We start from the raw sequence: 15,173 nt of genomic DNA, 5'->3' as shown, positions 1-15,173 counted from the left end.
CGCCATGATCCCCGGCGGCGCCCACACCTACGCCAAGGGCGACGACCAGTACCCCGAGCACCTCGCGCCCGTCATCAGCCACGGCCGCGGCGCCCACGTGTGGGACGTCGACGGCAACCGGTACATCGAGTACGGCTCCGGGCTCCGCTCGGTCAGCCTCGGCCACGCCCACCCGCGCGTGAACGAGGCGGTGCGGCGGGAGATCGACCGCGGCAGCAACTTCGTGCGCCCTGCCATGATCGAGGTCGACGCCGCCGAACGGTTCCTCGCCACCGTGCCGACCGCCGACATGGTCAAGTTCGCGAAGAACGGCTCCGACGTCACCACCGCCGCGGTCCGCCTGGCGCGCGCCGTCACCGGACGCCGACGGGTCGCGATCTGCGCCGACCACCCGTTCTTCTCCACCGACGACTGGTTCATCGGCACCACCCCGATGTCCGCGGGCATCCCGGAGACCACCACCGACCTCACGGTGTCCTTCCCGTACGGGGACCTGGCCGCCACCGGGGAACTCCTCGAGCGGTACGAGGGCGACATCGCCTGCCTGATCCTCGAACCGGCCTCGCACACCGAACCGCCGCCCGGCTACCTCGCCGGACTGCGCGCCCTCGCCGACCGGCACGGCTGCGTCCTGATCTTCGACGAGATGATCACCGGGCTTCGCTGGTCGGAGGCCGGCGCCCAGGGCCTGTACGGCGTCGTCCCGGACCTCTCCACGTTCGGCAAGGCGCTCGGCAACGGCTTCGCGGTGTCCGCGCTCGCCGGACGCCGCGAGCTGATGGAGCGCGGCGGACTGCGCCACTCCGACGAGCGCGTCTTCCTGCTCTCCACGACCCACGGCGCGGAGACCCACTGCCTGGCCGCCGCGATGGCCGTGCAGAGCACCTACGTGGAGGAGGGCATCAGCGCCCGCCTGCACACCCTCGGCGAACGGCTCGCCGCCGGGGTCAGGGAGGCCGCGGCCGGCATGGGCGTCGCCGACCACGTCCTCGTCAAGGGCCGGGCCAGCAACCTGGTCTTCGCCACCCTCGACGAGCACGGGCAGCCGTCGCAGCAGTACCGCACGCTGTTCCTGCGCCGGCTCCTCATGGGCGGGGTGCTCGCCCCGTCGTTCGTGGTGAGCAGCGCGCTCGGCGACGGGGACATCGCGCGCACCGTCGACGTGGTCGCCGACGCCTGCGCGGTGTACCGCAAGGCGCTCGACGCCGGTGACCCCACGCCGTGGCTCGCGGGCCGCCCCGTGAAGCCGGTCTTCCGCCGTCTGGCCTGACCCTCAGCGGCGCGCCGGTCGGCCGGAGTCCGCGACCCGGTCGACCAGCCACGCCGCCGCGGGCACCACCGCGAGGGCGGTGCACCAGCCGCCCACCGCGTCCGTCGGATAGTGCGCGCTGAGCGCCACCTCCGCCCAGCCCATCGCCGCGCCGGCCAGCAGCCCCGCGGCGAGGAACAGCGCGAGCCCCGCCGCCCGCCCGAGTCCCCGCCCACCGGCCACCACCAGGGCCACCACCAGGGCGAGCGCGGTGAGGAAGGCGGTGTGCCCGCTCGGGTACGACAGGTTGCCCGGCCCGTGGATCGTGCGGTCGACCACCGACTTGAGCACGGTCCCCGTGCCCACGGTCAGGGCGACCGCGACCACCACGAGGACCGCGGCGCGCGGCCTGCGCCGCAGCAGACACCACACCACCGCCCCGGCGACCAGCGCCGCCGCGCCCACCGGCTCCCCGAGGAAGTCGACGGTCAGGGCGAGCCCGCGCCACGGCGGCGCGACGGCGTCGTCCGTCGGCAGCACGAACCACCGGTCCACTCTCCCGAACGTGGTGTGTCCCGCGTACATGACGCCGATGACGGCGACGACGAGCACGCAGACCGCCGCGGTGAGGGCCAGCGGCGCACGCAGCGCCGAAGGCAGCACGGCTGGCGGCCTCGATCCGGGGGCGGCGTCCTCGGGACCGCGGCGGTCCCGGCCCGCTTCCGGGCCTGCTCCTGCCAGGTGATCCACCGCGAGCCCCCCCGTCGTGTCCGCACCGGTCTCCAGCGACCTTAACCGGCGGGCGCACGCGGCGTGCCGCCAACTCACCGGAGAGGGAGCAGAGTTGAAACGGGGAAGACAGGGCCGGGTGAGCGCGGTGGGTGACCGTCACGGCCGGTGCCCCACGCGGCGCAGGCCGACGGTCAGTTCGTCGAGGACGGAGTCCGGGTCCAGGTCGTACGCCTGCGCCGCGACACCCACGCTCAGCTCGGCGGTGTGCGTCATCGCCCACAGCAGCGCGCAGTGGGCCGAGGCGTCGTCGCCGAACCGGTCTCTGAGACGAAGGACCGCCGAGTCGAGCTGGGCCTGGGACGCCGGCGTGTATCCGTCCCGAAGAGCACGGCGCAGAAGTGTCAACGCCTCCAGCGTGGCCGACGAATGGGACGGGCTCTCCAGTGGCATGCGCGTTCCTTCCTCCCTCGGCGGGACCCCGGGCCGCGGGGCGGCGGGGGCCCTGGGGGCGCGGCGGGCGCCGCGCACTCCCTCGTGCTGCAGCCGTTGCCCCCGACCGTCCCGTGCACGCCTGACGGCACCCGTGCGGTGGACCCCGCCGCGTCCGGGCATCGAAGACACGTACGTGGCTCGATTGCGCGTGTGGGTGGCCCGCGGACCGTGAGATGCCGCGAGCAAGCAGCTGACGGACCGGCAAAAGGCCAGGTCACAGGGTGTGTGGAGGGGGTGCGTGCTAGGGTGGGGCGTTTGCGGCCCCAGGGTGCCGGTGCTCCGCCGGACGCACACGCCGACCGCCGCTTCCCCGCCGCGCCTTCCACGGTACGGTCCGTTCGCAGGAAGGCTCACGGTGAGCGAAGCAGTACGTCCCGACCCCCGGCAGCAGGACGACCCCGGGCCGGCCCCGGCCGCGACCCAGGCGGCGTCCTTCGCGGAACTCGGCCTCCCGGCCGCCGTCCTGCGCACGCTCGACGAGCACGGCGTCACCAAGCCCTTCCCCATCCAGGCGGCCGCGCTTCCCGACGCGCTCGCTGGGCGCGACGTCCTCGGCCGGGGCCGCACCGGCTCCGGCAAGACCCTCGCCTTCGGCCTCGGCCTGCTCTCCCGCATCGCCGGACGCCGCGCGCAGCCCAAGGAGCCCGTCGCCCTCGTCCTCGTACCGACCCGTGAGCTGGCGCAGCAGGTCGCCGAGGCCCTCACCCCATACGCGCTGGCGCTGAAGCTGCGGCTCGCGACCGTGGTCGGCGGCGTGTCCATCGGGCGGCAGGCCGCTGCGCTGAAGGACGGCGCCGAGGTCGTCGTCGCCACGCCGGGCCGCCTGCACGACCTCATCGGGCGCAAGGGCTGCCGGCTCGACCGGGTGCGGATCACCGTCCTCGACGAGGCCGACCAGATGTGCGACATGGGCTTCCTGCCCCAGGTCACCGAGATCCTCGACCAGGTGCGCCCCGACGGGCAGCGCATGCTGTTCTCCGCCACCCTCGACGGCGACGTCGACCGCCTCGTGCGGGACTACCTGCACGACCCCGCCGAGCACTCCGTCGACCCGTCGTCCGGCGGCGCCGTCACCACCATCCAGCACCACGTCCTCGTCGTGCACGGCCCCGACCGCTGGTCCGTCGCCACGGAGATCGCCGCGCGCGACGGGCGCGTCCTGCTGTTCCTCGACACCAAGCACGGCGTCGACCAGCTCACCCGGCACCTGCGGGCCAGCGGCGTCCCCGCCGCGGCCCTGCACAGCGGCAAGGCCCAGCCGCAACGCACCAAGACCCTCGCCCAGTTCAAGAACGGCGAGATCACCGCCCTGGTCGCGACGAACGTCGCCGCGCGCGGCCTCCACGTCGACGACCTCGACCTCGTCGTCAACGTCGACCCGGCCACCGACCCCAAGGACTACCTGCACCGGGCGGGCCGCACCGCCCGCGCGGGCCGCTCCGGCACGGTCGTGACCCTCGCCCTGTCCGGACAGCGCCGCGAGACGAGCCAGGTCCTCGCCGACGCCGAGGTCACCGCCAAGGTCACCAAGGTGCGCTCGGGGGAGGCGGAGCTGAGCCGCATCACCGGCGCCCGCGCCCCGTCCGGCAAGCCCCTCGACGGCGGCCCCGCGGCGCGCCCGAAGAACCAGAACGCCCCGTTCCGAGGCCTGGGCACCACCAAGAACCCGAAGACCGGCTCCGCTTCGGGCGGCGGCCGCGGCTCCCGCAAGACCACCGAGGCCCGCAAACTGGCAGAGGCCCGCAAGGCGGCCCGCGTCCGCCGCGGCGGCTGACCGGAACCCGCACGCACCCTCCGGTCGTCCGGGCGTAGGCAGGGAGACGCCGTGGGGGCGGCGGTGGGTTGCGGAATGCGGTGGGGGTCCGCGATGTCGCCGGCGGCTGACTCGGGCCCCGTTGGCCCCGCGTGGGCAGGGAGGCGCCGCGGAAGCGGCCGCGTGTCCCGGAATTCGGCGGAGGGGCCCCGCAAAGCCGCTCGCGTCCGCCGCGGCGGCTGACCGGGACGGGAGACGAGTGAGGTCCGGAAGCTGCCTGCGGCTGCCCCCCCCGGATCTCCGTCAGCCGCGCGTCGGCAGGGAGATGCCGTACGCGCGCATCTTCCGGTAGATCGTCGTCCGTGAGATGCCGAGCCGTTGCGCCGCGAGGAGCTTGTTCCCCTCCGCGTCGAGCAGCGCCTGCACCAGCGTGTCCCGCTCCGACGCCTCCCACGCGCTGAGCCTGCGGCCGCCCGTGCTGTGCAGGGACGGTGGCAGGTCCCGCGCCTCGATGCGGTAGGTGCGGCGTCCTGCTGCGGCCTCGCGCAGGGTCTGCTCCAGTTGTCGTACGTTGCCGGGCCAGTCGTTCCTGCGCAGCAGCGGCAGCACCTCCGGCGCGCATGCGACGCCCGCGCCGATCCGCCGGATCAGACACTCGACCAGTGCCGGGAGGTCGTCGAGCCGGTGCCGCAGGGCGGGGACCGCTGCTGCCTCGGCGAAGCAGGACCGCAGCGGCTCCGGTACCCCGTGCGGGTCGCGGGCGGTGCCGACGACCCAGGTGCCCTGAGTCGCGGCGGACTCCAGGGCGCGGGCCACGGTGGCGCAGTCCTCGGGCGGCACGGCGTCGATGCCGCGTACGACAAGGGCGCGGCCGGGCCCAGTGGCCGTCTCCCGCAGCGCCGTCGGGAGGCCGGGCCCGGCGTCCACGACGACCGGCACCGAGGCCGCTCCCGTCAGCGCATGCGCGGCGCCGACCAGCGCCGACTTCCCGGTGCCTGGCTCGCCGTGCAGCAGCAGCGGCGTCCGCTCCCGGGCACAGCGCGACGCCGTACGGGCGACCGTGTTCCACGCCGGGACGGAACCGGCGAGGCCCGGCAGCGGCCACGGCCGGTTGGCGTCCCGCGCCGCGCGCGCCGCGGGACGGGACGCGTCGTCGGGCACATCCGTGAAGGCCAGCTCCAGCAGATACCCGGCCGCCCCCGCCGAGCTGTCCACCTGGCGGCAGCGCATCAGCACCGTCTCCCCGCCGGACAGCCGCACCGGCCTGCGGGCGCGCGGCGCGTGCCCGAGGTCGGCCGCGGCCTCGTGCAGCAGCCGGTGGTCGTCCCCGGTGAGCCGCGCGGACGCCGCCGAGTTGGCGAGCACCAGATCCTGGCCGAGACAGAGCACCGGCCGGTCGCCGTAGTGGCTCACCTGCTGGAACGCCTCGAGCAGCGCCCGCTGGTGCGAACTGCTGAACTCGTACATCACCCGCTCGACGTCGCCCGCCGCCTCCTGCGCGAGAGCCGCCATGAGCGTGCGCGCCGGACCGTTCCAACATGTCAGGTTCATGGCGCCCTCGACGCGCCCGGTCACCGAGTTGCGGATCGGCGCCGCGGCGCAGGAGACGCCCTGCAAACGCTCGTTGAAGTGCTCGGTGCCCAACACCACATTGGGCCTGCGCTCCTCCAACGCGACGCCGATGCCGTTCGTGCCGACGAACTGCTCCGCGTAGTTGAAGCCCGGCGCCAGATGGATGCGGTCCAGGTGCGCGGAGAGCCGCTTCTCGCCGACGCGCCGGTCGCGCACCCAGCCCTTGCGGTCCGTCACGATCACACAGGCGTCGGACCCCGCGAGCGCCTGCTCGAGGCGGTCGAGGACCGGCGTCGCGGCGCGCACGAGCCGGCTCTCCCGGTCGTAGTCCGGCTGGTAGGGGACGACGACCTCGTCCGTGCCGACCCCCAGGTGCTTGGACCGCTGCCAGGAGTTGCGGATGCCCTCGGGCACGATCGGCGCGGGCGGCTCGGCGTTGGTGAGGAACTGAAGACGCGCCCGCGCGATGGTCCGGTCCCGCTCCGAGATGTCACTGAGCATGGCCACTCCGATGGGCGTGTTTCCGCCGTATTACGAAGGTGTTTGTACCCGACAAGGTGCTGTTCGCCAAGACTTCCCGCGCGGTTCGGACGCCGCGGCCCCGCTCGTCGGCCCGGTGTGTTCCACATTGAAAAACTCGACGGCCCCCGCCGCCCGCAGGCTGGAATCCGGCGCCGCACGAAGGGTGCGGATGCCTCCCGTCGAGCACAGGAGCAAGCCATGACGTCCGCCACCACCGCACCCCGTACCGCCATCGTCACCGGCGCCGCCCGCGGCATCGGCCGGGGCATCGCCGAGCGGCTCGCCCAGGACGGACTCGACGTGGCCGTCGCCGACCTGCCCTCCATGGCGGGCGAGTTGGGCGAGGTGGCCGCCGCGATCGAGAAGACCGGCCGCAGGTCCCTCGCCGTGCACGCCGACGTGACCAGCAAGGAGCAGACCGATGCGCTCGTCGACGAGGTCGCGGGCCGCTTCGGCCGGGTCGACGTCTACGTCGCCAACGCAGGCATCGCCCGCGTCACCCCGCTCCTGGAGACCGGCCTCGACGAGTTCGAGCAGATCATGGCTGTGAACCTGCGCGGCGTCTTCCTCTCCTACCAGGCCGCCGCGCGCCAGATGATCGCCCAGGGCGGCGGCGGAAAGATCATCGGCGCCGCGTCCATCGTCGCGTACCGCCCCTTCGCGCTGCTCGGCAGCTACTCGGCGTCGAAGTGGGGCGTGCGCGGGCTGACGCAGGCCGCGGCCATGGAGTGGGCCAAGCACGGCATCACGGTCAACGCGTACTGCCCCGGCATCGTCGGCACCGACATGTGGGACCTCATCGACGAACGCCTCGCCGCGGAGGAGGGCCTGGAGAAGGGGCGAGCCATCAAGAAGTACGCGGAGGCCATCGCGCTCGGCCGCGTCGAGGAGCCCGCCGACGTCGCCTCCTTCGTCTCGTACCTGGCCTCGCCGGACTCCGACTACATGACCGGTCAGTCCGTGATGATCGACGGCGGCATCCAGTTCTCCTGACGCCGCCACGGCAGCCATCGACCGCGCACGCGTGAACTGAGGAGAGAGATGTACTCCAAGGACGGCGAGAACTACTTCATCGTCGACGCCCACGTCGCGCTCTGGGACGCGCGACCGGAGAATCAACTCAACATCCACGGAAAGCAGTTCATCGACTGCTTCTACGACTACCACCGCAACCTGAGCCCCGAGTCCGAGCTCTGGTCGTACGAGGAGTACCTCTACCAGGGCGGCGAGCGGCTCATGAAGGACCTCTTCGTCGACGGCTACGTCGACCACGCCATCTTCCAGCCGGCCCGCCTCGGAGCCTTCTACCGCAACGGCTTCGGGCAGACCGAGGAGGCCTTCGCGCTCACCCGGAAACACCCGGACAAGCTGACGTACAACCACTCCTGGGACCCGCGCTACGAGCAGAAGGGCCTCGATCAACTGCGGCGTGACGCCGAGCGGTTCCAGCTCAAGGGCGTCAAGCTCTACACCGCCGAGTGGAAGGGCGACAGCCGCGGCTACAAGCTCGACGACCCGTGGACGTACCGCTATCTCGAGGTGTGCCAGGAACTCGGCATCAACAACATCCACATCCACAAGGGGCCCACGATCCGGCCGCTCGACCGGGACGCCTTCGACGTCGCCGACGTCGACAAGGCGGCCACCCGGTTCCCCGGCATGAACTTCGTCGTGGAGCACTGCGGGCTGCCGCGCCTCGAGGACTTCTGCTGGATCGCCACGCAGGAACCCAATGTGCACGCGGGACTCGCGGTCGCCATCCCGTTCATCCACAGCCGCCCGCGCTACTTCGCGCAGATCATCGGCGAGCTGCTGTACTGGCTCGACGAGGACCGCATCCAGTTCTCCAGCGACTACGCGCTGTGGACGCCGCGCTGGCTCATCGAGCGGTTCGTCGACTTCCAGATCCCCGAGGACATGACACCCGAGTACGCGCCGCTCACCGTGGCGCAGAAGAAGAAGATCCTCGGCCTCAACGCGGCGGCGATGTACGACATCGAGGTCCCGGCCGGACTCGGCCTCGACACCCCGGCGGCGGCCTGACATGCCCGCCGCGTCCCGCGAGGCGTCGGCCCTCGCCGCCCTCGACACCGTCCTCGATCCCGAGCTCGACGAACCCATCACCGACCTCGGCTTCGTACGCTCCGTGACCCTCACCCCCGACGGCGCGCTCACCGTGCGACTCCGGCTGCCCACCTCCTTCTGCTCGCCGAACTTCGCGTACCTGATGGCCTCCGATGCCAAGGACGCGCTGACGGCACTGGACTGGACCCGCGAGGTCGTCGTGCAGCTCGACGACCACCACGACTCGGACCTCATCAACCGCGGGCTCGCCGCCGACGCCGGATACCGGGGCACGTTCGGCGCCGAGGCCGAGAAGGACCTGGAGGCGCTGCGCCTCACGTTCCGCCGCAAGGCCCACGCAGCCGCCATGGAACGGGCGTTGACGCTCCTGCTGCGCGAGCGGCCCGACCTCGCCGAGGAGGACCTGCACGCCGTCGTCCTCGGCGACCTGCCCGACGCCGTGGCGACCCGCGCCCTGCTGCGACGCCGCGCCGCGCTCGGCCTCGGCGTGGCACCCACCGAACCGGCCCTCGTGCAGGAGGACGGCAGCCGCGTCCCGCCCGGCGACATCCCGCTGCGGCTCCGCTTCGCCCGCGCCGTCCGCGTCTCCATCGACGGCAACGCGCACTTCTGCCGGGGCCTGCTCCGCACCCGCTATCCGCACTCCGCGGCCGACCCATCGAAGGAGAGCGTCTCGTGAAGGCAGTACAGGTCGTGGGATACGACCGGCCCCTCGAACTGACCGATGTACCGGAGCCCGAGGTCACCGGCCCGTTCGACGTCATCGTGCGGATCGGCGGCGCCGGCGTGTGCCGCACCGACATCCACATCCTCGAAGGACAGTGGGCCGAGAAGTCCGGCGTGAAGCTGCCCTACACGATCGGGCACGAGAACGCCGGCTGGGTGCACGCCGTCGGCAGCGCCGTCACCAACGTCTCCGAGGGCGACAAGGTCATCGTGCACCCGCTCATCACCTGCGGCCTCTGCCGGGCCTGCCGGGCGGGCGACGACGTGCACTGCGCGAACAACCAGTTCCCCGGCATCGACACCGCGGGCGGGTACGCCGAGTACCTGAAGACGTCCGCGCGCAGTGTCGTGCGCATCGACGACTCCCTCGAACCGGCGGACGTCGCGGCGCTCGCCGACGCGGGCCTGACGGCGTATCACGCCGCGGCGAAGGCGGCCCGCAGGCTGCGCCCGGGGGACCGGTGCGTCGTGATCGGCGCGGGCGGGCTCGGACACATCGGCGTCCAGGTCCTCAAGGCGCTCACCGCCGCCGAACTCGTCGTCGTCGACCGCAACCCGGAGGCGGTGGACCTGGCGGTGTCGATCGGCGCCGACCACGGCGTCGTCGCGGACGGCGGGCACGTCGACCGGGTGCGGGAGCTGACCGGCGGTCAGGGCGCCGAGACCGTCATCGACTTCGTCGGCGAGGGCGGCTCCACCAGGGACGGCGTCGGCATGCTCCGACAGGCGGGCGACTACCACGTCGTCGGCTACGGCGAGAACATCGACGTACCGACCATCGACATCATCTCCGCCGAGATCAACTTCATCGGCAACCTCGTCGGCTCCTACAACGACCTGTGCGAACTCATGGTCCTCGCCGCCCAGGACCGGGTCCGCCTGCACACCGCGAAGTACCCCCTCGACCGTTTCCAGGACGCACTCGACGACCTGGAGAGCGGCCGGATCAGGGGGCGGGCGATCCTCACGCCGTGAAGGGCGCGCGCGGCGGACGGGACCGCGGGCATGATGTGCCTCATGACGCACACCGCCCGTCGCATGTTCGAGCTCCTGGAGCCGATCTGTCTCGTCACGTTCTTCGCGGACGAGTGCAACGAGGAGCTGGCCGCGCTCGGCCACCCCACCTACTGGGACGGCTATTTCGCCAGTAGGGCGGCGCCGCTCGGCCGGGTGCCGGCCGAGGTGGTGGACGCGGCGTTCTACAGCTTCGCCGAAGGAGAGGTCGCGCGGCACATCCCGAGCGCCTGGGAGACGATCCCGCCCGAGGCGTCCCTGGCCGCGCGGGAGCGGGGCAGCGCGGCCTCCCTCCGACGGATCGTGGGACCCGAGCTCGCCGGCTCACCGGGGCTGGCGCGCGCCGCCGACCTGACCACCAAGGCGGCGCAGGGCGCGCCCGTCGCGGGCCGCGTGATGTACGCCGGGATGCGGGCGCTGCCGGTGCCGGACGACCCGGTCGCCCGGCTGTGGCACTCCGCGACCGTGCTGCGCGAGCACCGCGCCGACGGGCACATCGCCGCGCTCGTCGGCGCGGGCATCGGAGGGACGGAGTCCCATGTCCTGTCCGCCCTGGACATGGGCATCGATCCGCCCGAGTCGTTCGGACGCATCCACCACCTGCCGAAGGAGCGGCTCGCCGAGGTCATGGCCGGGCTGCGCGGGCGCGGACTCGTCGACGCCGAGGGGCGGTTCACCGAGGCGGGGCGCGCCACCAAGCAGCGCATCGAGGACCTGACGGACGAGCTCGCCACCGCGCCCTACGACGCCCTCACGCCGGAGGAGCTCGACGAACTGGTCGCCGAGCTCGAGCCCATCACCGCGCGACTGGTGGCGGCCGGCTCTCAGTGAGCGGCGCCGACCGGCACCCGGTCGGCGGCCGGGTGTTCGATCTCGGTCAGGAAGTCGTGCGTGTCGATCGGCCGGTCGGTGAACCAGTCGGCGACCAGCTGGGAGAACTCCTTGCCGCGCTCCAGGTTCGGCAGGTGGTCGGACTCGCGGATGAGCGCGAACTGCCCGTGCTGAATCGTTGCGGCTACTTCGCGCACACGGTCCGGGGTGGAGAACGTGTCGTACTCGCCGGTGAAGCACAGCGCCGGCACGTCCGGGATGCCGCCCGGGGGCAGCCCCGGAGTGGCGAGGACCCGCTCCAGGATGGCCACGTGCCGGGGCACGTCCGCCTCGGTGACGGCGCTCATCGTGGCCGCCAGCAGCCGCGCCGTGACCGCACGCTTGCGGACGGGCCGGTCCGGGTGGGCCATCAGCGCCTCGACCGTCACCCGGCCGTAGGCGGAGGAGATGTCACCGGCCGCGAGGCTGTCCACCATCGCCCGCAGCGCGGTGCGGCACTCGGCCGGGTACTCCATCGAGGCACCGGCCAGCATCAGCCGCTTCACCCGCTCCGGCCGCCGCTGCGTCAGGCGGTACCCGATCGGCACACCGTACGAGGCGGCGAACAGGTTCACCGACGTGAGCTCCAGCTGGTCGAGCAGGTCACCGAGGACCTCGGCGAGGAAGTCGAAGCCGTACTCGGCCGGCAGATCGTCGGCCGCGCCGGACCCGGGCAGGTCGACCGTGATGACCGTCGCCAGCTCCGTCCACGGTTTCTCCAGGCGCCGGAAGGCGTACATGTCCTGGAAGGAGCCGCCCAGCAGCACGATGGGCTCGGTCCGAGGAGCGGGGTTCTCCACGACTCGGCACTCGTAGGCGAACCCTTTGAACTGCAGCCGACGCACGTATTCCTCAGGCATGAGCAGGTGACTCCTCGATCAGGGCAACGGTCACCAAGCCCAACGAACACCGGCTGACGGGGTAATGGATCTCCACCGAACGGGGCTCCAGGAACGCCCGCCGCGCCCGGGGCCGAGGCGGGTCAGGTCGACCAGACGACCCGGCCGTTGTGCACGATGACCACCTTCCCGTCGGCGCGGAGCACCAGCTTGGCGCCCTCGTGACCATGGCTCTTGGAGGCCCAGATGGGCCGGTCGTCGCCGTTGTGGATGACGAGATTGCCGTCGCTCTGGAAGATCGCCTTGTGGTGCTCGCCGAAGGTCATGGAGGCCCAGATCGGCTTGTTCTTCTCGTTGTAGACGACGAGATTGCCATCGGGCTGCATGATCATACGAATGCGGTTGGTGGTCCACGCCTGGTCCACCTCGAGCACGCTGGGCGCGGTGACGGTGGTGACACCCCAGTCCGGCTCGGGAGCCGCCTTCGGCTTGGGCTTCGGCTTCGGTGTCTCCTTCGCCGCCGGGGCGCTCGTCGTGGGTGCGGGCGGCGGAGGGGCGGGCGCGACGGCCTTCTTCGGTGTCTGCTTCTCCTTGGTGGGGGAGGGCTCGGGCTTCTGCTCCACGTAGTCGCCGAGGTCGTCGGGGGAGGAGTCCGCGCTGAGCACCGTGTCGGACTCCGACGTGGTCGAGCGCTTGTCGTCTCGGGGGCCATCGTCGTTCGCGCCGATGAGCAGCACGGGGATCGCGACGAGGGCGGCTCCGGCGAGCGCGGCCCCGGCCAGGACCGGCTTGCGGGGGCGGCCACCGTCCACGCCGGTACGTGTCGTGGTGTCCGGCCGCGCGGTGGGGACGGCGGCGGCGACGGCGACGCGCTCCCGCGGTTCCGGCGTGCGGGTGGACTCCGCGGTGCCGGGCTCGGGTGACTCCGGTGGCAGTGCACCACCGGCCCCGGACTCCTTCGGCGTCGGTTCGGCGGCCGACTCCGGTGCGTCGGCGCCGAGTTCAGCAGGGCTCGGTGCCGGCGCGGTACCGGATGTGGGGGAGGCGGCCACCGCCGCCCCGTTCGAGCCGGGTGGCTGCTGCTCGCTGGGCATGCGGTACTCCTACTGGGGGTCGGAGCGGTTGGTGCGCATGGTGTGCGCGGCGCGCGGCGGGACGAACGCCGTCGCGGGGAAAGGCAGTTCGGTCGTGACCAACTTAGCCCGTCGCGTGCGCCGCCACCGTCCCTCCTGTCACGCGCCCCGTGGCGGTATGTCCGCCAACACCGCACTGCTCCCGGTAAGTTCCGCACTCGGGCGGCAAACGGGCAGGCCACGGACCGATACGGGTCCTGCCCTGGCCGAAACGGAAGAGACGTGTGTGGCATCCTGTTGACACCTGATCCCATCAGCGGCGGTGTGTGCGCAACTCGCGCGACACACCAGGGAATTCGTACGGACCAAAGAGCTCAGGTGGAGATGCGGCCCGGAGAACGGCAGGACGGCAGGCGTGACGCCCGGCCCGAGGCGCCCGACGGCTCCGAGCCGGACGCGACCCCCGCCATACCCGACGCGGTGCGCGCCGCCGCACGCCACGCACCCGGACACTGGATCGGCGTCGCCGACCCGGAGTGGACCGAGGAGCGGCCCCCGCCGGAGTGGGCCGTGCTCGGCGAATGGCGGTCCGACGAGGACGGCGACGTCGGCGAGTACCGTGCAAACCCCGCGTACCGCCCTTCCGCCCGCATGCTCGGCTGGCCCGAGCCCACCGACCCGGTGGACACGGCGGCGCAGCGGGCCGCCACCGGCTACGGCACGGCGCAGGAGGCGGTCGCGGCGCTCGCCGACGCCGAAGTCACCGTCGTGCGCGCACCCGACGGCGCACCGCTCACCGCCGTCGGACAGGACGGGGAGCCGGTGGTGCTGTTGTTCACCTCCCCGGCACACGCGTTCATGTCCGCAACACTTCGCCATGACAGCCTTCCCGCGCGGGAGTTGGCCCGGACGCTGAGCGGAACGGGAACCACGCTGCTGGCCAACGCCGGGGCGGCGGCGCCGCTGCTCGTCCCCGCGGACCGGTTGCTCGGCCCCGAGCCGGCTGCGAAGGAGGCGGACGACGCCACCGCGGTCCGGACCGGCGGCGCTCCCGATTCCCCGCCCCACAGCACAGGGAGGACCCCGTGACGCGTTCGGCGCAGCAGCCCCCCACCTCCGCCCAGGCGGCGGCGACCGGGCCGGACGGCGATGAGACGGCCACGGCCGCGACCGCCGCCGCCCCCGAACCACCCACCCAGCCGGAGACGGCGGCCGAGCCCGAGGCACCTTCCGAGGCCGCGGACTCCCAGGCCACGGATTCCCAGGCCGCGGAGCCGACGGCCGCCTCGACGAGCACGCCGACGGACACCGACACGGAGTCCGACACCGCCGCCGCTGCCAAGAGCCGGCTGCCCGCGCTCGTCCGGACCATGAGCGCCACGGCCATCGACAAGCCGCGTGCCACCACCGCGGTCGGCCGCCCCGGCAAGGCGGTGCTCGCAGGCGCGGCCGTCGCGGGCGCACTGCTCGTGTCCGTACCGTTCCTGGTGCTCGGCGGCGACAAGGACGACGACGACCGCAAGGAGACGACGGCGGCGGGCACCGTCCTCGGCGGCGACGAGACGGAGTCCCCCGGAGCCTTCTCCGAGGCCACCCCCAGCGCCCGCGCCTCGAAGCACGACGAGGACGACAAGAAGGACGCGGACACGAAGGACTCGGGCAAGAAGGGCGCGGCCCCCGCATCCCCCTCCACCGAGCCGGGCAAGAACGCCGACAAGCCCAAGAGCGAGCCTGCGCAGAAGAAGGCGCCGGCGAAGAAGACGGACGGCAAGAAGAACACACCGGCCAAGGCCGGAACCGTCACCTTCAGCGCCCCCATGGCGCTGCGCAGCCACCTCGCGGGCCGCTGCCTCGACGTCCCCGCCGCCGACTTCACCGACGGCAAGAAGCTGATGATGTGGGACTGCAACAACGGCCCCGCGCAGCAATGGCAGTTCGCCTCCGACGGCACCGTAAGGATCCACGGACTGTGCCTGGACGTCGCCAACGCCGACTTCTCCCCGGGCACCCCGCTGCAGATCGCGCGATGCAGCGGCAACGACGCCCAGAAGTTCGTCCTGAACGAGGCCCACGACCTGGTGAACACCGTCGTGGGCATGTGTGCCGACATCAAGGGCAGCAACCCGGACAACAAGGCCCCGGTGCAGCTGTGGACCTGCAACGGGTCCGACGCACAGAAGTGGAGCGTCTGACCGGATGCCGAGGTCCGGGGGAGTACGTCCAAGACGCTGCCGTAGCAAGGAGGT

At 72.5% G+C, this 15,173-nt stretch carries 14 protein-coding genes; 9 read left to right on the top strand and 5 right to left on the bottom strand.

Translation table 11 applies throughout. The annotated features are described in order from the left end of the window. The first annotated feature begins 4 nt into the window (after window positions 1–4). On the top strand, window positions 5–1,270 hold the full coding sequence (locus tag ACTWJ8_RS01375; RefSeq protein WP_443265158.1) for a glutamate-1-semialdehyde 2,1-aminomutase: 1,266 nt from the start codon (window positions 5–7) through the stop codon (window positions 1,268–1,270). A 3-nt stretch (window positions 1,271–1,273) separates the two neighbouring features. Here ACTWJ8_RS01375 and ACTWJ8_RS01370 read toward each other — a convergent pair whose 3' ends face one another. After that, window positions 1,274–1,912 carry a phosphatase PAP2 family protein gene (locus ACTWJ8_RS01370; protein WP_443265156.1) on the bottom strand — a complete coding sequence of 213 codons (639 nt, stop codon included), beginning with the start codon at window positions 1,910–1,912 and terminating at the stop codon, window positions 1,274–1,276. A 225-nt stretch (window positions 1,913–2,137) separates the two neighbouring features. Continuing rightward, the gene (locus ACTWJ8_RS01365) at window positions 2,138–2,431 is read right to left on the bottom strand and encodes a hypothetical protein (RefSeq protein WP_443262457.1); all 294 of its coding nucleotides are present in this window, start codon (window positions 2,429–2,431) and stop codon (window positions 2,138–2,140) included. A gap of 397 nt (window positions 2,432–2,828) precedes the next feature. On the opposite strand from ACTWJ8_RS01365, the gene ACTWJ8_RS01360 reads away from it, so the two are divergent. Next, window positions 2,829–4,247 (top strand): DEAD/DEAH box helicase, encoded by a 1,419-nt coding sequence (locus ACTWJ8_RS01360; RefSeq protein ID WP_443262456.1) that lies wholly within the window; start codon window positions 2,829–2,831, stop codon window positions 4,245–4,247. 282 nt (window positions 4,248–4,529) lie between these two features. On the opposite strand, the gene ACTWJ8_RS01355 is transcribed toward ACTWJ8_RS01360, so the two are convergent. After that, window positions 4,530–6,299, bottom strand: coding sequence for a sigma-54-dependent Fis family transcriptional regulator (locus ACTWJ8_RS01355; protein WP_356382071.1), 1,770 nt, complete (start codon window positions 6,297–6,299; stop codon window positions 4,530–4,532). Window positions 6,300–6,518: 219 nt separating this feature from the next. Here ACTWJ8_RS01355 and ACTWJ8_RS01350 point away from each other — a divergent pair, with 219 nt between their 5' ends. The 5 genes from ACTWJ8_RS01350 to ACTWJ8_RS01330 are packed head-to-tail and all read left to right on the top strand — an operon-like array spanning window position 6,519 to window position 10,976. Next, window positions 6,519–7,313, top strand: coding sequence for an acetoin reductase (locus tag ACTWJ8_RS01350; protein WP_443262455.1), 795 nt, complete (start codon window positions 6,519–6,521; stop codon window positions 7,311–7,313). Between the two features lie 48 nt (window positions 7,314–7,361). Continuing rightward, entirely contained in the window at window positions 7,362–8,363 is a 1,002-nt protein-coding gene (locus ACTWJ8_RS01345) for an amidohydrolase family protein (RefSeq protein ID WP_443262454.1), read from the top strand. Window position 8,364: 1 nt separating this feature from the next. Next, window positions 8,365–9,084: a metal-sulfur cluster assembly factor gene (locus tag ACTWJ8_RS01340; protein WP_443262453.1), complete on the top strand. Its 720-nt coding sequence runs from the start codon at window positions 8,365–8,367 to the stop codon at window positions 9,082–9,084. Beyond that, complete coding sequence (locus ACTWJ8_RS01335) at window positions 9,081–10,106, top strand: NAD(P)-dependent alcohol dehydrogenase (RefSeq protein WP_443262452.1); 1,026 nt, start codon at window positions 9,081–9,083, stop codon at window positions 10,104–10,106. Before ACTWJ8_RS01340 ends, ACTWJ8_RS01335 begins: the two co-directional genes overlap by 4 nt. A 42-nt stretch (window positions 10,107–10,148) precedes the next feature. Then, window positions 10,149–10,976 (top strand): SCO6745 family protein, encoded by an 828-nt coding sequence (locus ACTWJ8_RS01330; protein ID WP_443262451.1) that lies wholly within the window; start codon window positions 10,149–10,151, stop codon window positions 10,974–10,976. Here the strand turns inward: ACTWJ8_RS01330 and ACTWJ8_RS01325 are convergent. Further along, window positions 10,970–11,875 (bottom strand): alpha/beta fold hydrolase, encoded by a 906-nt coding sequence (locus ACTWJ8_RS01325; RefSeq protein ID WP_443262450.1) that lies wholly within the window; start codon window positions 11,873–11,875, stop codon window positions 10,970–10,972. The genes ACTWJ8_RS01330 and ACTWJ8_RS01325 overlap by 7 nt on opposite strands. Window positions 11,876–11,997: 122 nt before the next feature. Continuing rightward, window positions 11,998–12,948 carry a mannose-binding protein gene (locus ACTWJ8_RS01320; protein WP_443262449.1) on the bottom strand — a complete coding sequence of 317 codons (951 nt, stop codon included), beginning with the start codon at window positions 12,946–12,948 and terminating at the stop codon, window positions 11,998–12,000. A 363-nt stretch (window positions 12,949–13,311) separates the two neighbouring features. Between ACTWJ8_RS01320 and ACTWJ8_RS01315 the strand changes: the two genes are divergently transcribed. Together ACTWJ8_RS01315 and ACTWJ8_RS01310 are read left to right on the top strand one after the other, a co-directional pair. Next, complete coding sequence (locus ACTWJ8_RS01315) at window positions 13,312–14,016, top strand: type VII secretion system-associated protein (RefSeq protein WP_443262448.1); 705 nt, start codon at window positions 13,312–13,314, stop codon at window positions 14,014–14,016. Next, complete coding sequence (locus ACTWJ8_RS01310) at window positions 14,013–15,119, top strand: ricin-type beta-trefoil lectin domain protein (RefSeq protein ID WP_443262447.1); 1,107 nt, start codon at window positions 14,013–14,015, stop codon at window positions 15,117–15,119. Before ACTWJ8_RS01315 ends, ACTWJ8_RS01310 begins: the two co-directional genes overlap by 4 nt. The last annotated feature ends 54 nt before the right edge of the window (window positions 15,120–15,173 follow it).

Source organism: Streptomyces sp. SDT5-1, assembly GCF_052245995.1.
GTDB lineage: Bacteria > Actinomycetota > Actinomycetes > Streptomycetales > Streptomycetaceae > Streptomyces.
The sequence above is the reverse complement of the archived record's forward strand: the minus strand, read 5'-3'. Positions and strand labels throughout refer to the sequence as shown.